Annotated in this window: 17 protein-coding genes; 12 read left to right on the top strand and 5 right to left on the bottom strand. The window is 46.1% G+C overall.

The window, feature by feature from the left end; all coding sequences use genetic code 11:
• The first annotated feature begins 72 nt into the window (after positions 1-72).
• Positions 73-1,020 carry a hypothetical protein gene (locus B5D50_RS13385; protein WP_143594360.1) on the top strand — a complete coding sequence of 316 codons (948 nt, stop codon included), beginning with the start codon at positions 73-75 and terminating at the stop codon, positions 1,018-1,020.
• An 8-nt stretch (positions 1,021-1,028) separates the two neighbouring features.
• Here the strand turns inward: B5D50_RS13385 and B5D50_RS13380 are convergent, their stop codons facing one another.
• A complete protein-coding gene (locus B5D50_RS13380; RefSeq protein ID WP_078923142.1) occupies positions 1,029-1,454 on the bottom strand; it encodes a hypothetical protein in 426 nt (141 codons plus the stop codon).
• Between the two features lie 5 nt (positions 1,455-1,459).
• The gene (locus B5D50_RS13375) at positions 1,460-2,041 is read right to left on the bottom strand and encodes a Uma2 family endonuclease (protein ID WP_078923141.1); all 582 of its coding nucleotides are present in this window, start codon (positions 2,039-2,041) and stop codon (positions 1,460-1,462) included.
• 134 nt (positions 2,042-2,175) lie between these two features.
• Here B5D50_RS13375 and B5D50_RS13370 point away from each other — a divergent pair, with 134 nt between their 5' ends.
• Both B5D50_RS13370 and B5D50_RS13365 read left to right on the top strand, forming a co-directional pair.
• Positions 2,176-3,417, top strand: a complete 1,242-nt coding sequence (locus tag B5D50_RS13370; RefSeq protein WP_078923140.1) for an exonuclease SbcCD subunit D C-terminal domain-containing protein — start codon at positions 2,176-2,178, stop codon at positions 3,415-3,417.
• Positions 3,414-7,133 (top strand): AAA family ATPase, encoded by a 3,720-nt coding sequence (locus B5D50_RS13365; protein ID WP_078923139.1) that lies wholly within the window; start codon positions 3,414-3,416, stop codon positions 7,131-7,133. Before B5D50_RS13370 ends, B5D50_RS13365 begins: the two co-directional genes overlap by 4 nt.
• A gap of 44 nt (positions 7,134-7,177) precedes the next feature.
• Here the strand turns inward: B5D50_RS13365 and B5D50_RS13360 are convergent, their stop codons facing one another.
• Positions 7,178-8,248 carry a 3-deoxy-7-phosphoheptulonate synthase gene (locus B5D50_RS13360; protein ID WP_078923138.1) on the bottom strand — a complete coding sequence of 357 codons (1,071 nt, stop codon included), beginning with the start codon at positions 8,246-8,248 and terminating at the stop codon, positions 7,178-7,180.
• 233 nt (positions 8,249-8,481) lie between these two features.
• On the opposite strand from B5D50_RS13360, the gene B5D50_RS20625 reads away from it, so the two are divergent.
• Positions 8,482-9,390 carry a hypothetical protein gene (locus tag B5D50_RS20625; RefSeq protein ID WP_234975880.1) on the top strand — a complete coding sequence of 303 codons (909 nt, stop codon included), beginning with the start codon at positions 8,482-8,484 and terminating at the stop codon, positions 9,388-9,390.
• A gap of 73 nt (positions 9,391-9,463) precedes the next feature.
• Here the strand turns inward: B5D50_RS20625 and B5D50_RS13350 are convergent, their stop codons facing one another.
• Complete coding sequence (locus B5D50_RS13350) at positions 9,464-11,797, bottom strand: hypothetical protein (protein ID WP_078923137.1); 2,334 nt, start codon at positions 11,795-11,797, stop codon at positions 9,464-9,466.
• Positions 11,798-11,970: 173 nt separating this feature from the next.
• On the opposite strand from B5D50_RS13350, the gene B5D50_RS13345 reads away from it, so the two are divergent.
• The 3 genes from B5D50_RS13345 (at position 11,971) to pheA (ending at position 14,835) form a co-directional block, all read left to right on the top strand.
• Entirely contained in the window at positions 11,971-12,360 is a 390-nt protein-coding gene (locus B5D50_RS13345) for a hypothetical protein (RefSeq protein ID WP_078923136.1), read from the top strand.
• 247 nt (positions 12,361-12,607) lie between these two features.
• The gene (serC, locus tag B5D50_RS13340) at positions 12,608-13,693 is read left to right on the top strand and encodes a 3-phosphoserine/phosphohydroxythreonine transaminase (protein WP_078923135.1); all 1,086 of its coding nucleotides are present in this window, start codon (positions 12,608-12,610) and stop codon (positions 13,691-13,693) included.
• A 56-nt stretch (positions 13,694-13,749) separates the two neighbouring features.
• The gene (pheA, locus tag B5D50_RS13335) at positions 13,750-14,835 is read left to right on the top strand and encodes a prephenate dehydratase (protein WP_078923134.1); all 1,086 of its coding nucleotides are present in this window, start codon (positions 13,750-13,752) and stop codon (positions 14,833-14,835) included.
• Between the two features lie 4 nt (positions 14,836-14,839).
• Here the strand turns inward: pheA and B5D50_RS13330 are convergent, their stop codons facing one another.
• Positions 14,840-15,211, bottom strand: a complete 372-nt coding sequence (locus B5D50_RS13330) for a hypothetical protein (protein WP_078923133.1) — start codon at positions 15,209-15,211, stop codon at positions 14,840-14,842.
• Positions 15,212-15,289: 78 nt separating this feature from the next.
• Between B5D50_RS13330 and B5D50_RS13325 the strand changes: the two genes are divergently transcribed.
• The 5 genes from B5D50_RS13325 to carA all read left to right on the top strand — a co-directional run bounded on the left by B5D50_RS13325 (position 15,290) and on the right by carA (position 20,533).
• Positions 15,290-16,546 (top strand): glutamate-5-semialdehyde dehydrogenase, encoded by a 1,257-nt coding sequence (locus tag B5D50_RS13325; protein WP_078923132.1) that lies wholly within the window; start codon positions 15,290-15,292, stop codon positions 16,544-16,546.
• Entirely contained in the window at positions 16,543-17,160 is a 618-nt protein-coding gene (nadD, locus tag B5D50_RS13320) for a nicotinate-nucleotide adenylyltransferase (RefSeq protein ID WP_078923131.1), read from the top strand. The genes B5D50_RS13325 and nadD overlap by 4 nt, the downstream gene beginning before the upstream one ends.
• Positions 17,161-17,229: 69 nt before the next feature.
• A complete protein-coding gene (locus B5D50_RS13315; RefSeq protein WP_234975879.1) occupies positions 17,230-17,748 on the top strand; it encodes a copper chaperone PCu(A)C in 519 nt (172 codons plus the stop codon).
• 91 nt (positions 17,749-17,839) lie between these two features.
• Positions 17,840-19,255: a molybdate ABC transporter ATP-binding protein ModF gene (gene modF / locus B5D50_RS13310; protein WP_078923130.1), complete on the top strand. Its 1,416-nt coding sequence runs from the start codon at positions 17,840-17,842 to the stop codon at positions 19,253-19,255.
• A 141-nt stretch (positions 19,256-19,396) separates the two neighbouring features.
• Complete coding sequence (gene carA, locus B5D50_RS13305; RefSeq protein ID WP_078923129.1) at positions 19,397-20,533, top strand: glutamine-hydrolyzing carbamoyl-phosphate synthase small subunit; 1,137 nt, start codon at positions 19,397-19,399, stop codon at positions 20,531-20,533.
• Positions 20,534-20,584 lie beyond the last annotated feature (51 nt).

The raw sequence follows: 20,584 nt of genomic DNA, 5'->3' as shown, positions 1-20,584 counted from the left end.
GATTAAAAAGATAGTGAAAGATATTTTATACTTGCTTCTTCAGAAGGTGAATTAACTTTTATAAAAAATAGCTTGTTGGAAATTGATAGCAGTTTAGAGCCAAGAATTGAAGGTCATTTCAACTGTACAGAAGCATTAGCTCTTGTGAAATCACCTGATATAAAATTCGTTTTTATTATGCCAACTAATAATGAAAAGTGCATATCAAGAAATATTTACCATCTTATTCAAAGGAAAGGAAGTAATAGTTTTAAATTGATAATTCAAGAATCGTTAGATATTGATATATTAGATGGTGCAGTAAAGTTTGAGCCAAAACTTAAAAAAATTTTATTAAAACGTAGTGATTTTTCTAAAAAATACTTTCTTGGAAATATAGTAAGAACCATTATTAACTGTCCTTGTGTTTATATATCTTACGGTAATGATCCTAATGAAACAAAGGATATTATAGGTGAAATATCTAGTGCTTTTAAAGCAGTTCTCCCTTATGTGGATATAAAATATGATAAAGTGAATAAATACAAAGAAAATATTAATGGTTTTATTGATGATTTAGTAAATGGTGGGTTTATAATTATATTAATTAATGAAAAATATTTAAAATCGGAATATTGTATGTTTGAATTTGTTAATATGGTTAAAGCTAGTAAAAATAATGAAGAGTTAAAGTTAAGGATATGTCCTATTATCTTGAACTCTAGTTATTATAATATAAATGATTATATTGAAATAGAAGAGTATTGGGTGGCAGAAAGAAATAGACTAAATGATAAATCTGCTGGAATTATGAATTCTAAAATACATGAAAAAATAGAGCTTATTGATGAAATTATAAAAATACTACCTAATTTCCACTCTATAATTACTAGTCTTTATAACTTGCCAATTAATAGCTTCCAAGAAGAAAAGTATTTATCTCTTCTATGGCATATAAACGAACAACTTGAAAGTGATGGCTATATGAGCTTCTATAATGAAGAAGCCGAAATGAAAGAGGTTTTGAATAGCAATGCCTAACCTACTATCTACCATATCACCCCCAACAAAGCCAACCCCATCATCCCCAAATAAAACGGCCAAACCGACCAAGATAACAACGCCGATAAAAAATTTGTTGGCAACTTTCTATCTACAGTGACTCGATACAACTCATTAATATTCAAAGTACTACCATGTAGCTTATCCAAAAAACTAGAATATGCTCCTCGAAACTTCCTCTCTAAGGATAAATAATACGTATCTAAAAAATAAAACATAAACACGGGAATCACTGCCACCGCAGCTGCCTCAGCCGAACCCTTCTCCAGAGCAAACACCAAAATCGCCGAAACCAGCGTAATCGCCCACTGCTTACAGGCTGCACTATTAGCCGCCATTCGATTAATCAAAGTCTGATAAATATCAATATGCTTTAAAACCGCAGGGGATTCTAAGCTCAATGCACTACTCATGCTAATTACTCCTGATGTTTAGCGGCCAACACATCCGCATTCACTACTTGCTCATAAATATCCGCAACACTCAAACTAGCACCTACGGATGCTAGGCTAATCGTATCACCCCAGTAGTAATAGTCAGGTCGCCAATTCTGACTACGCTGCAATACTTCAATTTCTACCCAGTCTTGCTCAATCAACACATATTCTAATAAAGAAGGTAGCTGTAAATATTCAAATAATTTCTGTTTGCGATCAGTTTGTCGGGTGGCTTTAGATAAAACTTCAAAAATAATAATGGGGGCATTCGTACTGTAGTCATCTAAAAACTGCTCATGACATACGACTAAGACATCAGGGTAACGATAGCGATTAGCTGCGGTTTTCACGAGTAGATCACTGCTATAGGGACGGCAATCTTTATTTTTAAGTTGCACCATCAATTGTGTTAACACATTAGCGGTAATCTTATTGTGATTAACACTGGCACCTGCCATCGCCTGTATTACACCATCGACATATTCATGGCGAATTTCACTGTCGCGCTCACCTGCTAAATAAGCCTCCACACTCAGATAATGGATGGATTGAACTAAAGCCATTGCATTGTCTCCTTTGCACTAATAGTAGCAGTTTTCTAGCAAGGCGGAAGCTTAAACCCACGGTTAGCTACAGCACTTAAGGGCTAGCCTTGCTATAGTAGGCGATTCTTTAAAAATGAATGGATTAACAGCCGATGCGTTTAATTCACACCGCCGATTGGCATCTAGGGCAGAGTTTACATGGTTTTGAGCGCCGCTATGAGCAGCAGTGTTTTTTAAATTGGCTGTTAGCCACTTTGGTTGACAAGCAAGCTGATGCTTTAATTATTGCGGGCGATATTTTTGATACGGCTAACCCTTCGGCGGTGGCACAGCAGCAGCTTTATCAATTTCTGACGGCAGCTAGAGCCAGCCTACCGCATTTGAATACCGTTTTGATTGCAGGTAATCATGATTCACCAGCACGTTTGGAAGCTCCCCGCCCATTTTTGCAATTATTAGATGCTGTGGTCAGTGGTCAGGTTTGGCGCTTACCCAATGGCCAGCATGATTTAGCCTCCTTGGTGGTACCCTTGAAAGATCGAACAGGGGCAGTGGCGGCTTGGTGTTTAGCGGTACCCTTTTTGCGCCCTGCGGATCTGCCGAAAGTGACGAGTGAACAGGATGCCTTCCTCGCGGGGGTCGAGGGAGTGTATGCACAAACCTTAGCGATCGCTCAAAGCCAAGCCACTGACCAGCAAGCCATTATTGCCCTAGGTCACTGCTATTTGCAGGGTGGGGCGGCCTCACAGGATTCTGAGCGGCGGATTATGATCGGGAATAGTGAGGCCTTGCCTGCGAGTATTTTTAGCCCAGCCTTAACTTATGTCGCCTTAGGTCATTTGCATTTAGCCCAAAGCGTCGGGCAAACCGATTGGATTCGCTATGCGGGTAGCCCTTTGCCGATGTCCTTTGCAGAGACACAATACCCGCATCAAGTACTCTGCGTGGATTTGGCGGGGTCGAGGCTGGCAGCGGTTGAGTCGGTACGCATTCCTCGCTTTGTAGAGTTATTGCGAGTGCCTGCGAAGCCCGCACCCTTGGATCAGGTCGTCGCAGCCCTACAAGCTTTGGAGTTGGCCGCTTTACCAGAAACAGAGCAGCCTTATCTGGAAGTACGGGTGCAACTCACCGCGCCTGAACCGGGTTTGCGCCAGCGGATTGAGGATGCACTTAAAGATAAACCGGTGCGTTTAGCCAAGATTGAAACTCGTTATTTACGCACGGAGGGGGATGAAAATGAGCTTGCCCCGCTCTCTTTAGAGGATTTAGCTGAGCTTGATCCTCTGCATCTACTCACTGAGCTGTATCAACAGAAATATGCCACTGACTTGCCCAGTGAACTAAGCCAAGCCTTCCATCAACTACTCCAAGAAACCCAGCTTGAAGCCGTATGAAAATTTTAGCGATTCGCGGTAAGAATTTAGCTTCACTCGCTCGCCTGTTTGAGATCGAATTTACGAGCGAACCTTTAGCGAGTACAGGCATCTTTGCTATCACTGGCCCGACGGGTGCGGGGAAAAGTACTTTATTGGATGCTTTATGTCTTGCCCTCTATGATGATATGCCCCGTCTGCCCCGAGAAGGCACTCGCCAGCAACTACCGGATGTCTCGGGCGAAACCATTGCCCCGCGTGACCCACGCACGATTTTGCGGCGTGGTGCAGGTGAAGGGTTTGCCGAGGTGGATTTTGTCGGTAATGATGGTGTGAGGTATCGGGCGCATTGGAGTGTGCGTCGGGCACGAAGTAAAGCGGAGGGTCGACTACAAGCTTCAGAAATGTCGTTGCTGAGCTTGGATCATCAGCAAATCATCGCCAGTAGCCGCAAAACCGAGGTTTTAGAGGCTATCGTGGCACGAATTGGCCTAAGCTTCGAGCAATTTACCCGTGGAGTGTTATTAGCACAAAATGAGTTTGCTAGCTTTCTCAAAGCGCCCGACGATAAGCGTGCTGAATTACTCCAAACCTTAACCGGTACTGATTTATTCGCGGAGCTGTCGCGGCGTGCTTATCAGTATGCCAAAGGTGCTGAGCAAAATTTAGGGCATTTGCGCACCCGTTTAGCTAATTTAGCGATTTTAAGCACTGAGGAGCGTCAACAACAAGAACTGGCCAGCAGCCAAGCGCAACGGCAGGTGCAAACCTTAGAGACAGAACGTCTGCAATTAGAACAACAGCTGCAATGGTATCGACAAGCCGCTCAGCTTGAGCAAGCCTATCAACAGGCTAACACAAGCTTAGCGAAGGCGCTTGAGGAGGAACAAGCTGCTAACGAGCGCCGCCAGTTTTTAGCTAAGCTCGAGGCTGTTCAAGCCTTGAATGGTTTAGTGACGCATCGACAGCGGCTTCAGCAAGATTTAACCACTAGCACCGCCCAACTGCAGATCGCACAACAGCATCATGCCACCACTGAGCAGCACCAACAGTTAGCACAGACTCAGTTGCTCGCTGTGCAAACCCAATTGACCGCTAAACAACAAGAATATGCAGCTTTGCAACCCGAATTACTCCAAGCTCGTCAACTCGATACCCTGATTCAAGCTGTATTGCCACGGCATGCAGCCGCCTTAACCCAGCAACAGACAGCACAACAGGCGTTCCATGTTTTACAAACAGCAGCTAAGCAACACACGGCGAAGCTAACGCAAGTCCAACAACAGCAAACCACCCTCAAGGCTTGGCAAAGAGAACACAGTGCTTGGCAGGGTTTAGCCGAACATTGGCCGCGTTGGCAGGGATTATTGCAGCAAGCTCAGGCGAGTTGGCAACAGCAAACAGAGGCTGAGTCTAAGTTAAAGGCTGTAGCGGCTGAATTAGTGCAACTAGAGACTCACTTAGCACAAGCCAAATTAGCTTGGCAGCAGCAACAACAAGCGTTAATGGCAGCCACAGCGCAGGCTCAGCAAGCTCAACAACAAGCCACCCACTATGACTTAGAGGATTTAGCCAAGCAACGTCAACAACTAGAAGCCGATCTCAGGCAATTACAAGCCGCCCAACAAGCAGGGTTGGCTGTGCAAACGAGCAGCCAAGCCCTTGCTGATGGGCAGCTTGCCTTCCAGCAAGCACAACTGCAGCAACAACACAGTGCACAATTGTGCCAGCAGCTCCAAGCGCAGTTGCTGGTCGTGGAGGGCGAAAGTGAACGCGCCGAACATACTTGGCGGTTAGCAGCGGCGGCCTGTGCTGATCAAGCTGCACATTGGCGCGCACAATTAACTGCAGGGGATGCTTGTCCGGTCTGTGGTGCGCTTGAGCATCCTTATGCACAGCAAGCACCTGCTTTGGATGCCCTGCTAGTGCATTTGCAACAAGATTATCTGCAACAGCGTGAAGCCGCTAAGGTCTTAACTGGGCGCGTGAATGCTGAACAAGCCCATTGGCAGCATTATCAACAACAATCCTTAAGCTTAGAGCAGAGCCTCACTCAGGCAACTGCCGCAAAAAATGCAGCCCTCGCAGCTTGGCAAACGTATGCGCAGTTAGGTTTAGTCGGTGAGGGTGAGACTACGACTGAGCTAGAACAGCGGCTAGCCATCCAACAGCAAGCGCTGGCTGCGATTCATCCCACGGAACAGGCTGCCCGTCGAGCCTATCAACAGCACGAACTCGCCCAGCAAGCCCAGCGCCAAGCTCAGCAATTAGCCAGCGCTGCTCAAGATCGCTACCTGAGTCTCGAAACTAAGCTCAAGCTGCAACAAACCCAGCAGCACTATCTGCAGCAAGGTCAAGTTGAATTGACCACGAGACTGCAAGCGTATTTAAAGCAATTAGACTCAGCTTTCGTAGATCCCAGTTGGCAAGTAGCTTGGCAAGTTTCTGCGCCCCAGTTTATCGAGCGCTGTGCAGACCAAGTGCGTAGTTGGCAAGCTCAACAACAAGCCGAGCACCAATTAAACCAAGAGCAGACGGAATTAGTCGCGGCTCAAACTGCTTTTGATTTTAAAATCCAGCAGGCTCAGGCGGGTTTGAACCATCGACAACAAGAGTTAGCTGAATTAGCCGCTGAGTTAGCCCTTCAACAGCAACAACGCCAAAGCTTGTTCGCAGAAAGCCTAATAGAGCTTGAAGAGCGTTGGCAGCGTGAATTAGCGCAGTTAGCTCAGCAAGTGACTGCTTTACAAACACAGGCAGAGCAAGCAGATCATGCGCAGATTCGCGCCGCTGCTAACCTTGGGCAGCTCCAAACACAAGTAGAGCAACTTAAGGATCAGCAACGACTGAGCCAGCAAAGTTTAGCGACTGAATTAGCCAGCCTCCGTCAACACGGTTTTAGTCTTGAAGAGGCTGAATTAACCGCTTTGCTGAGGTATCAGCCTGTATGGTTACAGCGCGAGCGCCAAGCCTTGCAGGCTTTGCATGTTGCTGGTCGGCAGGCGCAAGCCATTTTAGATGAGCGCCAAGCTCAACGGACACAACATGAGCAGTCACGGCCTGAGGCAGCGAGTTTGGAAACGGTTCAGGCTGCCTATGCTAGCCAGCTCTTGAACTTACAAGCAGCGCAGCTGGCGGCACAAGAATTATTATTGAGCTTACGTGAAGATCAGCAGCAGCGTGAGTATGCTGAGGGTTTACAAGTTGAATTAGCGCAGTTGACGAGCCAAGCACGGATTTGGGGGCAGTTAAATGAGCTGATTGGCTCTGCAAATGGGAACAAATTCCGCGATATAGCGCAGCAATATAGCCTTGATGTCTTACTGAGTTATGCGAATCGGCATCTGGCCGATTTGTCACGGCGGTATAGCTTGCGACGGGTGCAACGCAGTTTAGCGCTGTTGGTCTTAGATCAAGATATGGGTGGGGAAATTCGCTCAGTGCATTCGTTGTCTGGGGGCGAGTCGTTTTTAGTGTCCTTAGCGTTGGCTTTGGGCTTAGCTTCTTTATCTTCGCAACGAGTGAAAGTCGAATCGCTGTTTATTGATGAAGGCTTTGGCAGTTTAGATACGGATTCTTTGCGGATAGCGATGGATGCACTGGATCAGCTCCAAGCGCAAGGACGCAAAGTCGGTGTGATTTCGCATGTGCAGGAAATGACCGAGCGACTTGGCGTGCAGATTCAAGTGCGGCGGTTGTCGGGGGGGCAGAGCCATATTCGAGTCTCAGGGCAGTAAGGCTGCTGTCTACACAACAGCCTAACCAGCTCTAATCTAACAACTTACAAGCGCCGCTCTCTTAACGCAGCTTTCAAGCGTCCATTCAGATGCTTTAACAGTTGTGAAGTCGTATCCCAATCAATACAAGCATCGGTGACTGATACGCCGTATTTGAGTTGAGTTAAGTCGGTTGGAATCGCTTGGTTGCCGGGGAAGAGATGGCTTTCCAACATAATGCCCATGATGGAGCGATTACCTTCGATGATTTGGCTCGCTACATTTTCAGCGACTAACACTTGCAAGGCATGTTGTTTGCTGGAGTTACCATGACTGCAATCGACCACGATATTTTGTGGCAGCTTAGCTTTGGCTAAAGCTTGTTCGCATTGCGCGATATTAACACTGTCATAATTCGGGTGTTTGCCACCGCGCAGGATCAGATGACCATAGCGATTGCCACGAGTTTTGATCACAGTCACTTGGCCGGTTTGGTTAATCCCGAGGAAACTATGTGGATGGGACACGGAGAGCATTGCATTGATGGCGACATCTAAATTGCCATCGGTGCCATTCTTGAAGCCCACCGGCATAGATAAGCCGCTGGCCATTTCGCGGTGAGTTTGCGATTCCGTCGTGCGTGCGCCAATCGCGGCCCAGGCAAATAAATCAGACAGGTATTGTGGGCTAATCGGGTCGAGGGCTTCGGTGGCGGCCGGAATATTTTGCTCCGCCAACCATAACAGCAATTCACGCGCTAAGCCTAAACCTTTTTCAATATTGAACGAGTCATCCATATCAGGATCATTGATCAGACCCTTCCAACCCACGGTGGTACGAGGTTTTTCAAAATAAATACGCATCACAAGATATAAAGAATCGCCGACTTGTTCGCTCAGTGCTTTTAAGCGCAGCGCATATTCTTTAGCCGCTGCAATATCATGAATCGAGCAAGGGCCAGACACCACTAATAAGCGATGATCTTTGCCATCCAGAATATTTTCGACGATTTGACGACTACTACGAATAAACGCTTCGCTCGATGCAGCCAGCGGGAAGCGGACTTTGAACTCATCCGGTGTGACTAAAACATGTTCTTCAGCAATATTCGTATTATTAAGCGTATCTTGAAGCATGGGAGCAACCTACAAACAAAAGAATGGGCGCTATCTTACTCGTTCAGCTCCGCTAGGCAAAATTAAGTTCTGAAAACGAGTTCATTACCGTGTGCGAATTGACACTTAGCTGGAGTCAATGAGCTTGAGCGCTTGCAGATTCTGTTTTTATTGGTTATATATTAGTTACTAAAAGGCCTTTCTAAGCGAGGGACAGGCCTAAGTATTCAATAGTTCAACGACAGGACGAATCCATGAAGCAAGCGCTATTATTTCCGCTACTTTGTCTAGCGACCACCACCCAAGTTTATGCTGCCGAATCGGCTTGCTCCTTCGTGAGTGCTGCCGAGATTCAAGCTGCCTTCGGTAAACCTGTTGAGATTAGCACTGATACGGCAGAAATTTGTGATTATGAAAAAGAGGGCTTGTCAGTGCGGGTCATGCACCTAGATTACCACGATGAAGAGGCCGCCAAACAAGGTTTCAAAACTTTGTTTGCAGGCAAAAATAAGCTGGAAGGTTTAGGTGATGAAGCGAATAGCCAGCGGCAAGGGCGTGAAATGGACAAAGTTTCCATGCGTCAAGGCCAAGAGGTGTTGAGCATTAGCAAAATGGGCGGGGACTATATGGATGATGGTTTGCAGAAACTAGAGGGATTGCTTCGACAAGCTGCGAATAAATTAACGAATGCTGCAACACCCACGACTACAGCCATTCCCGCAATGACGGTCGACACCGCTTGTGAGGCAGTGATTAAAGCCAGTGAAGCTAAATTAACCCAAGCCACTTGGCATATGATCACTGAAGCCGATGGGCTGAAATTAGAAGCTATTAAGCTGAATGATCAGTTTTTTATGAATGCTGAGGGCAAATGGCAGCCAGCACCGGATCTAAGCCATGCGGAGCGAGTAGCTATTGGGATGATGAAAGATGGCACGATCAAAATGACGGACTGCAAAGCAGAGGGCAGCGATACCCTCGATGGCGTGGAGGTCATGATTCTCAGTTATCACAGTGATATGGTGGGTATGGGGGCGGGAACTAACCAGCTTTATATTGGCAAGGCTGATGGCTTACCTTATAAGAGCTTAGCAAAAACAGACAAAGGTGGAACCAGTTCACAAACCATACGTTATAAAGAGGTGGTTGCACCTCAACTGTAGTGAGCTGAGGTTTAGTCTGCGCCCGCTGATGGGGGCTGGCGCAATGCTGGTATTAAGACGATATCAAGACCGCTTATTCACAAGCAGTCCACCAGCATTTTTTCTGCATCTCTTGAAATTGCATACTCATATCGTATTTAGGCGCTTCACTACGAGCTTGATTCAAATGCTCTTTAATCCCGAAAGTGCCAAAAGTATGGTAACTTTGTGGCATGGTGAACAACATAAACAACTTGCCACCATTATCGCGCCAACCATTAAGCAACTGGCTATAGCGCCCCGCCATACGTGGGTCACGATTGGCCGCCCGAATTAAATCTAAGAGGCTTTTACGCCGCTCAGCCGTGATGGTTTTATCGCGATTATCGACCACTAAGTGTTGACCACCTTCGTAAGTATAAAAATCGACATTAAAATCTTTGGCGACTTTAGCTTGTACGGTCATCCACTTTAAAGTTGCTGCCATGCCATAAGGATTATTTGGGTTGTCGATAATAGTAAATAAATCATCTACTGAACTAATATCTTTCACCATTAAGGGATTTTTTGCAGGATCAGCACAGGCGACATTAGCGTTTTTATCCCAACAACCTTGAAAATAAGGTGCACTGGCTAAAGCATCTACGAATTGATTATTGCCATTATACGTCAGCATATTGCGTGACATCCACTCATCAGGATGATAAGTATTTAATATACGGACTAAGCGCTCAGCACCACCAAAAATATCATGCCAGATTTTAAAAACCTCCACTGAGCGATTAGAATAATATTTATAACCAGCCCGCCATTCAGTGGTGTCTAAATTTAAAGCAAGTCCTTTCATCCTTACATACATAGCACCCCAGAAAATTCCATTCCAAGGTTCATTGGTATATTCAAGATGCACTTTTAAATGTGGGTTCAAATGATCACGTACATAGGTGGCAAACTGCGTCACATAATCATTGGTCGCATTATGTGGAAGATTAAACCAAGGATCTTTATTAACCGTATTAATTAACGCAACGACGACCTCTAAAGGTACACCTCGTGCATAGCGTTGCAACAGTGGGGTACGGAAGGAGCCACCCCAAGAGGCTTGATCCATTGTTGCCCGCTGATTCCAAGAAAATTCTTGCAGCATACATTGACGATAAGGCTCATCTTTTAACGGATCACAAGCACTCGCCCGTGGACTCATTTCCATCAGATTCATAGTCCGCAGCACTTTGAAATCTTTTACAAAGCGTAAATAATCAGGGTTGAAAACAATCGCATTGCGATCAGCTTGCAAACTATCTACAAAGCTCCGGTATTGTCCTGCTGGACAATCGGACTCTTTTTCGACCCGCACGAAGGGATGCCCCTCACAAATGCCACCGGGCATGACAATCCGAATATTTTTAACGGGGTTAGTGCTATCAATATCCTTTAATTGCACCCGCAGGCCAGCCGCATTGCGGGTTTTAATTAATTCCGGTGTGATCTCAATTACATCACGCCCTGCTTGGCTTTCATTTGGTAATTTGTTGGCAATACCGCTGTATTGTAAATTACCTGTCCCTTCGTATAAAACGGTATATTTTCCAGTAGGAATCGAACCATAAGGAAGATAACGTAGAATTAAAGTGGTTGCCCAAGTGGGTGTGCGGAAGGTGGAATTAATTTGGGTATCACAAGAGCTTGGGATTTCCAGTGGCCAACCCTTGGCATCGTATTTAATATCTGTGCAAGAGAACTCAGGAAAAGGCCGCGAAATTCTAAATAGATCAGCAAAAGCTAAAGGTTGACCACCGACCTCATCCGCTTCAGGCTGAGGGGATTCTAGGTTGATGCCTAAGGAAGGTTTGAATAAACTCGCGGTTGATCGACCCAAGGAGGTGAGCTTTTTGGCTAAAGCTAACTCAAATTGATCAATTTCAGTATCTAGAGCAGCGGGTGGATTCTGTTGGAAGTCAGTTAAAATACTAATGCCATTACTAAAATTTTGATCGCTATCGACACTCAGTAATAACCGCTGTAAATTACGTGCCACCTTATACTGGCAAGTATTCGGTGTGGTGTGGCTTTTGCAATAACTAACGGCTAAGTCATCTTCATTAATACTGGCTTTGGTGCTGATCCCTGCAAACTGAGTATTAAATAGACTAAAGCTAACCTGTTCATTGGTATCGTATTGATATTCGCCGCTCTGAGTCGTATTACCTGTGCGGCGTGCTGCTGCCGTCGCAGGTAGGGTGGTATAGGGAATATTGGCTAAAGCGAAACCCGCACTACTGTTGGGATCGCTGACGACCAGTTTCCCCGTGCCAGCTGGGTCTGTTCCACCGCCACCATTATTGTCGCCATTGTCCGAGCCACCCCCACAGCCATGTAATAGCCAAGCGGTGATTAAGCAGACAGCCAACCGAGATGCAGGTATCATGGAATGTTTCCCCTAGCTTATTGTCCTAATCCAAAGCCAGCCTATTCAACAATGAAGTTGAGAAGCTTGCTTTTTAAGTCCTAATAATAAGTATGCTTAGCCCATACTTGGAATAAAGAGACAGTTTTCTTCGAGCAGCTGCTGAGTTTTGCAGTTAAGAGGTTATTTAGTATATGTTAAAACCCTTTCAGTGCCTATTGATTAGTTTATTTTTTCTTTTACCTAGCGCCTTTATCCGTGCAGCCAATCTTGATCAACACGAGGTTTATTTTGAAATCCAGCCAAATTTAGCCGCTTGGGCTTTTATTGAAGAGGGTTTGGTGCTGCTGCAAGTAGGGGAAAGCCAGCCTGTGGTTTTAGAGGCGCTCAATCCTTTTTTGTATAGCGGTTGGCGTCAGCTGTATTTGAAAATAAATGATTATGACCGTGATGGCTTGAATGATTTAGCGGTTTTGCAATCGGTTGGGCATGGTGGGATTGAGCGCTGCTACGCGATATATCGTTATAATCCACAACTAGGGCAGTTTAATCCTTACAAGAGTTTTGACCGCTGCAATATTTAATCACAGGTTTAGTACTTAAGTTTTATCTAGTTATTTTATTCTTTTATTTTATGTTATGTAAAATTTAAGAACTTATGAAAATATTACCTTCACAACCTTCGAACCTGCCAGCAACCCACAGGTAGGTAAGCAAGATGCAATCAGAGTAATCAAATACAAGCGAGGGATTTGAGGCGTTTGCCATCTAAGCCTGCAATATGGGAACATAGCGCCTTCATTATTTAGCCATAGGACTTAGCGCGGCATCATGAAGCAGCCCGTCTTCAATTTCAGCCCAGGCCCTGCAGTATTACCGCATGCAGTACTCGAACAAGCAAAAGCCGAACTCTTAGATTGGCATGGCTCTGGCATGTCCGTGATGGAAATGAGCCATCGTGGTAGGGAGTTTATGTCAATAGCAGCTCAAGCTGAGGCGGATTTGCGCACCTTGATGCAGATCCCGCAGAATTACAAAGTCTTGTTCTTACAAGGTGGAGCACATAGCCAATTTGCAATGATTCCGATGAATCTCGCCCGTGGCAAATCACAAGCGGATTATTTAGATACGGGTGATTGGTCTTTGAAAGCCATTGAAGAGGGTAGGCGTTATCTTGATCTAAATGTGGTTGCCTCCAGTGCAGCCAGCCATTACACCACGATTCCACCCTTGGCAACTTGGCAGCTGAATCCTGCTGCCGCCTATTTACATTACACCTCGAACGAAACGATTCGCGGTGTGGAATTTGATTGGATTCCCGAGCTGGGTGATCTGCCTTTAGTGGTGGATATGTCTTCCGATATTCTCTCCCGCCCGATTGAGGTCAGCCGTTTTGGCTTGATCTATGCAGGGGCACAAAAAAATATTGGCCCTGCAGGTCTGACCATCGTGATTGTGCGTGAAGATTTATTAGGTCAAGTCATGGAGGGCACGCCTAGCATGTTCAATTATCAGCTATATGCTGAAACGGAATCCATGTACAACACGCCACCCACTTATGCTTGGTATTTGGCGGGTTTAGTCTTTCAATGGCTATTGCAACAAGGTGGCTTGGAGGCGATGGCACAAATTAATCAACGCAAGGCCAGTAAACTGTATGCAGCGATTGATCAGAGTGATTTTTATCATAATCCCGTTGATCCTGATTGCCGCTCATGGATGAATCTACCTTTTACCTTAGCTAACCCTAAGCTTGAACAACGCTTTTTGGATGAGGCAGCCCAAGTAGGTTTAGTCACGCTTAAAGGCCATCGTTTAGTAGGCGGAATGCGTGCTAGCCTTTATAATGCGATGCCCGAGGAAGGTGTGGATGCCTTGATTGCCTTCATGCGGGATTTTGAAGCCAAGCACGGTTGAACAAGGTTAAAAGCGGTTAAAAACGGTTGAACAGGGTTGAGAGGGGAGTGAGAACAATGGCAGCAATAACAGATTTAAAAGCTTTGCGGGAACGGATTGATGCTTTAGATGATCAAGTATTGCAGCTTTTAAGCGAACGTGCTCGCTGTGCTGAACAAGTCGCTCATGCGAAATTAGCCGAAGACCCTAATGCGGTGTTTTACCGTCCTGAGCGCGAGGCGCAAATCCTCCGGCGGATGCAAACACAGAATCTGGGGCCTTTACGGAATGAGCAAGTCAGTCGTTTATATCGGGAAATTATTTCCGCCTGCCTTGCCCTTGAGGAGTCGATGAAAATCGCTTATTTAGGCCCTGCGGGTACGTTTACGCAAGAAGCTACCTTTAAACATTTTGGGAATGGGATTGCGACTTTGCCGGTCGACTCAATTGGGCAGGTTTTCCGCGAAGTTGAGGCAGGTCGAGTGCGTTATGGTGTCGTACCTATTGAAAACTCCACCGAGGGCATGATTACGCATACGCTGGATATGTTTATGCAATCGCCCTTGCGGATTTGTGGCGAAATTATGCTGCGCATCAATCAGACCTTGATGTGCAAGCAGGCTGAATGGCAACAGGCTGCAAAAATTTATTCTCATCAACAATCTTTAGCCCAATGCCGCTATTGGTTGGATAAAAATCTTCCACATGCTGAGCGGATTGCGGTTAGTAGTAATGCAGAAGCAGCTAGGCTCTGTGCTTTAGATCCAGAGTCTGTTTCTATCGGTAGCCAGCAAGCAGCATCCATTTATGGGCTGGAAGTTGTGCAGCACAATATTGAAGATCAACCGAATAATACTACGCGCTTTTTAGTGATCGGTGATCAACACGTGTCCGCCAGTGGCAAGGACAAAACTTCGATTTTAGTCTCCGCACCTAATCGCCCCGGTTCGCTGTATCATTTATTGCAACCTTTGGCTGAAAATGGGGTGGATATGTCACGGATTGAATCGCGTCCTTCCCGCAATATGAATTGGGATTATGTGTTTTTTGTGGATGTGCAAGGGCATGAAGCGGATGCTAATGTGCAACAAGCTTTAAGTATCCTGCGCGATGATGTGGATTTACTGAAAGTATTAGGCTCTTATCCGGTTGCTGTGATGTAGGCGTTTAGAGCAACCAAAACACCAACAATACGCCAGCTAAACTGACGGCTGTCCATCCATACACTCGATAGTTAGGCTTGGGTAAAATGGGCGGTAGGGCTGGCGGCTTTTTGGTGAGGTCAGCATACAACTTGGCGCGAATCTGTCTTTCTGTTTCATCCAAAACCCCACCATCTGAACCTTTTAGATGATTGAGAATGCGCTCTTTCACGCCTTTTTCAATCCCGAGTTTCTCACCGATTAGTTTACCCTCTTTAAGGCCTTCATCTTTACCGACTAGAAAGCCATTCGCATAACCACGCTGCCAACCCAAGTTATAAGCCAGCCATAGAGTGGCCATTGGAATCACCAAATACCAAAAAAGGTTTGCAAGCATCGTTAGCCTTCCGTTTTTATCATCGGATTTAAGCTAATCGTGATATTCTTAGTTGCAAAGAACTTGAGGATTAAGACGTTGAATATCACAGATTATATGCAGGCCGTGGGTCAACAAGCACGTGCTGCCGCTGCCGTATTAGCCAGTGCTGAGACAGCTGCTAAGAATCAAGCTTTGCATGCAATGGCGGACGCTTTACTAGCGAAAGCGAGTTGGCTACAAGCAGAAAATGCTAAGGATTTGAGTGCAGGGCGTGCTAAGGGTTTAGATAGTGCGATGCTTGATCGTTTAACGCTCAGCGATAAAACCTTGGCAGGGATGGCGGAGGGCTTGAGGCAGATTGCAAGTTTAGCCGACCCGATTGGCTCAATCACTGATCTAAATTATCGTCCAACGGGTATTCAAGTCGGGCGTATGCGTGTGCCTTTAGGGGTGATTGGCATTATTTATGAGTCACGCCCAAATGTAACCGCCGATGCAGCGGGTTTATGTTTAAAATCGGGTAATGCAACGATTTTACGCGGGGGTTCTGAAGCAATTCACTCTAATCGTGCGATTGCTGCTTGTGTGCAGGATGGTTTAACAGCGGCTAATTTGCCCGCCAACTGTGTGCAAGTGATTGAAACGACGGATCGTGCGGCGGTTGGGGAATTGCTTAGAGCTAAAGACTATGTGGATGTAATTATCCCCCGTGGCGGTAAGAGTTTGATTGAGCGAGTCAGTCAGGAGTCATTGATTCCAGTCATTAAGCATCTTGATGGGATTTGTCATGTCTATATTGATGATGAAGCGGATTTAGCAAAAGCAGTGACGGTTGCACTGAATGCGAAAACTCATCGTTACGGTGTGTGTAATGCAATGGAAACCCTGTTAGTAGCTGAAACGGTCGCCGCTCAAATTTTACCAGTATTAGCCGCAAAATTTTCTGAAAAAGGGGTTGAGCTGCGCGGTTGCCCTAAGACTCGTGATTATTTGCCAGCGGCGAACGCGGCGACTGAAGCTGATTGGAGTACCGAGTATTTAGCGCCCATTCTCTCCATTCGGGTGGTGACGGGGATGCAGCAAGCGATTGAGCATATTAATCAGTATGGTTCACATCATACCGATGCCATCATGACGGAAAACTATACTAAAGCGCGCCATTTTTTGCGGGTCGTGGATTCTAGTTCTGTGATTGTGAATGCCTCAACTCGGTTTGCGGATGGTTTTGAGTTTGGCCTAGGGGCAGAGATTGGGATTAGTACCGATAAACTGCACGCCCGTGGTCCGGTGGGTTTAGAAGGGTTAACTTCACAAAAATATATCGTGTTAGGCGATGGGCAGATTCGCCTATGATTGGCATTATGGGCGGGACTTTTGATCCCATTCATTTTGCACATTTACGCACGGCTTTAGAAATTGCGGAAAGTTGTGGAATGGAGCAGTTACGCTTCATTCCCGGTAGTGTGCCGCCGCATCGGCCACAACCTAAAGCGAGTGCTGAGCAGCGTTGGGAGATGGTAAATTTAGCCATTGCAGGTGAGCCTTTATTTCAAGCAGATCGACGCGAGCTTGATCGGCAAGGGAATTCTTATACCGTTGATACCTTAAGCTCGTTGCGAGCTGATTTGGGCACAAAACTACCCCTCGCTTTTGTGCTGGGCATGGATGCCTTTTTAGCGTTTCGCAGTTGGCATCGTTGGCAAGATATTATGCAGCTGGCCCATTTAGTGGTCATGAGTCGCCCTGGGTATGCCCCTGATCCGCAGGATTGGTATGGTGAATTATTAGCACAAACTACCTGTGAACTGCGTTCAACCGCAGCGGGACGTGTCACCTTTTTATCAGTAACACCCTTAGAAATTTCTGCCACTAAGATTCGTGAAGCCTGCAAAGCCAAGAAAAGTGTGCGTTTCTTATTACCTGATGCGGTATATCAATATATTCAAGAACACAGCCTATATCATTAGCAAGTCTCGAGTCTTTGCTAATAATCAGCTAAGGCTGGCTTTGTTTTTGTTCTAAATAGGTTTAAATCGTTGAAAAAAATCAAATATTCTTGGTTAGCTTGGGGAGCAATCCTTAGCTTATCAGCAAGTACCATCGTGTTGGCTTGTGATAAACAGGCTGCTCCTATGCATAAAACAGTGGCTACAGATAACGCAGTCACAGCAGAGCATGGGTTTTTTATAGTGAAGGCTCCCTATGCCCGTGCAGTTCCTCCGGGGCAGCCAAATAGTGCAGTATTCATGCAATTGCAAAATAAAGATCGGCAAGCGCATGCCTTAGTCAAGGCGGTTAGTCAGGTGGCGGAGGTGGTTGAGTTGCATAACCATGTGAATGAAGGTGGCATCATGAAGATGCGGCAGGTGGCACAAATTGATTTGCCTGCTGGCGAAACGGTCGAGCTGAAGCCCGGTGGTTTTCACATTATGCTGATTGGTTTGAAGCAGGCCTTGCAGCCAAATGCGAGGGTCGACCTGAGTTTGACCTTTGAAGAGGGGACAACCGTGACCGTGACTGCACCGATTAAAGAAATCGTGGCACCGATGCATTAAGTTGGTGTTTGTTGGTGGATAAGCCGCTTGTGCTTGCTGCATTGGCAGAGCTGCGCTAGGCTCTAAATTTTTTGATAGTTTAGAGCCTTGAATGAGCAGCATTCTCCTTGATAATTACAGTGTCCGATTTAATCAACACTTCAGCCTAAAGCAGATCAATTGGCGGCTCGACCCTGAGCAGCATTGGGTGATTTTGGGTGGGAATGGTGCGGGTAAATCCGCTTTAGCTGCGATTTTATGTGGGGTGGGTGAACCTATCAGCGGAGCTATCCACGGGTTAGTGGCGAAAACGGCTTTAGTGTCCTTTGAGGCTCAAGCCGAGTTAATCGCCCAAGAACGCAAAAAAGATGCTGCGGATATTTTAGATGTCATCCCAGAAGGTACGCCAGTCAAGGATTTGCTGAATTCTCCTGAGGCTGATCCAAAGCGGTTGGTCGAATTGATTGAGTTATTTAAGTTTGAGGCGTTATTAGAGCGTGGCTTCCGTAAGCTCTCTACGGGTGAAACTCGTAAACTAATGCTGATCCGCGCTTTAGCTTGCCGCCCCGATTTGCTGGTGTTAGATGAACCATTTGAAGGTTTAGATGCGGCATCAACCATACTGGTTGCGGGTTTATTGCTGGAGCTTGCGCGTCAAACTCGGATCGTCATGGTGTTAAATCGCGTGGATGAAATTCCCAGTTTTATTACACATCTAGCTTATATGGAGCACGGGCAAATTTTACATTGTGTGGCGATGAGTGACCCCGTAGCCAGTGCGGATCTCCAGCAGCTTTTGCATTTAAAAACCACCGATTTAACGATTCCACAAGCCCCACGTGAGCATTTGCCTCCTAAACTTGACCCTAGTCAGCCGTTAGTGCGGCTGCGCAAAGCCCGGATTGCTTATGATGAAAAGCAGGTATTGACTGATTTGGATTGGACGATTCAAGCGGGTGAGCACTGGCAAGTCACAGGGCCAAATGGCAGTGGCAAAACCTGCCTGTTAAATTTAATTACGGGGGATCATCCGCAGTGTTATACCAATGATATTTTTGTATTTGGTATGCAACGTGGTAGCGGTGAAAGTATTTGGCAAATTAAACGTTATATCGGTTATGTGTCTAGCGGTTTGCAGTGGGAGTATCGGGTCAGCATCACGGTGCGCAATGTAATTATTTCGGGCTTCTACGATAGTATTGGTTTGTATCAAAAATATACGGAGCGTGAACGCATCATTGCTGAGCAATGGCTGGCTGTACTTGGTATGAGTGCACGAGCGACTGAATCTTTCAGTCAATTATCTTATGGTGATCAGCGTTTAGTGTTGATTGCGCGGGCGATGGTTAAGCACCCTAGCTTATTGATTTTAGATGAGCCTTGCTTAGGTTTAGATGATCTAAATCGGCAATTAGTCTTGGCTTTGATTGAAAAAATTTGTGCAGGTACGGAGACGACCGTTCTCTATGTTAATCATCGAGCCAAGGATCAGATTGCCGGTATTCAGCAGCATTTAGCCTTGGGTTAGCCTTAAATTCAGTGGGTTTTATTGCAGTGCACAACATCTGGTCGTGGACACCTCGATCAGCAACGGGTAAAATACGCCCCTACGTGTGCACGGGATGGGTGACCCCCATCCCGTTATTATATGTAGAACTTGGAGGTTCCTTTGAGCAAGCTGGCACTGCTAGTACTGGAAGACGGTAGCGTTTTTCGGGGGCGTTCCATTGGCTGTGATGGTCAAGCAGTTGGTGAAGTTGTATTTAATACGGCTCTCACTGGCTATCAAGAGATTTTAACTGACCCGTCCTATGCGCGTCAGATGGTCACTTTAACTTATCCCCATATCGGTAATGTTGGTGTTAATCCTGAAGATTGTGAGTCCGACCGGATTCATGCTGCGGGTTTAATTGTGCGTGATGTACCGAGAATTTATAGCAATTGGCGTGGGAAAGAGTCTTTACCTGCTTATTTAGAGCGCAATAAGGTAGTCGCGATTGCGGATATTGATACGCGGCGCTTAACTCGGATTTTGCGGGAAAAAGGTGCACAACGTGGCTGTATTATGGCGGGTGCACATTTAGATGAGGCTCAAGCGAAAGCGGCTGCCTTAGATTTCCCCGGTTTGCAAGGGATGGATTTGGCCAAAGAAGTCAGTAGCCCCACCAGTTATCTGTGGACAGAGGGTTCTTGGCAGCTTAATCCAGCGACCCCCCGTGCATCCACTGCTGAGCACGCTCGTTATCATGTAGTTGCTTATGATTTTGGAGTGAAGAAGAATATTCTGCGCATGTTAGTTGACCGTGGTTGTAAAGTAACCGTAGTCCCTGCGCAAACTTCAGCGACTCAGGTCTTAGCCTTGCAACCCGATGGGGTGTTTCTATCGAATGGGCCGGGTGATCCAGAGCCTTGTGATTACGCCATCACCGCGATTAAGCAAATTCTAGAAACCCAATTGCCGGTATTTGGGATTTGTTTAGGCCACCAGTTATTAGGTTTAGCCAGTGGCGCACGTACTATGAAGATGAAATTCGGGCATCATGGTGCGAATCATCCGGTACAGGATACTAAAACGGGTCAAGTGATGATTAGTAGTCAGAATCATGGTTTTGCGGTGGATGAAACCAGTTTGCCGGCTCATTTGCGTACCACTCACCGATCTTTATTTGATCAGACCTTACAGGGCATTGAGCGTACCGATTGCCCCGCGTTTAGTTTCCAAGGTCATCCTGAAGCGAGTCCAGGGCCACATGATGTTGCGCCTGTGTTTGACCGTTTTATCGACTTAATGCGAGCTGCGCGTTAAAACCTTGTTTTGTTCCTCCTAAAGCTATTATGGAGGTCGGGGGTAAGTGTT

The sequence above is a fragment of the Thiothrix eikelboomii genome (assembly GCF_900167255.1).
Taxonomy (GTDB): Bacteria; Pseudomonadota; Gammaproteobacteria; order Thiotrichales; family Thiotrichaceae; genus Thiolinea; species Thiolinea eikelboomii.
Note: the sequence above shows the minus strand (reverse complement) of the source record. Positions and strands in the feature narration are given on the sequence as shown.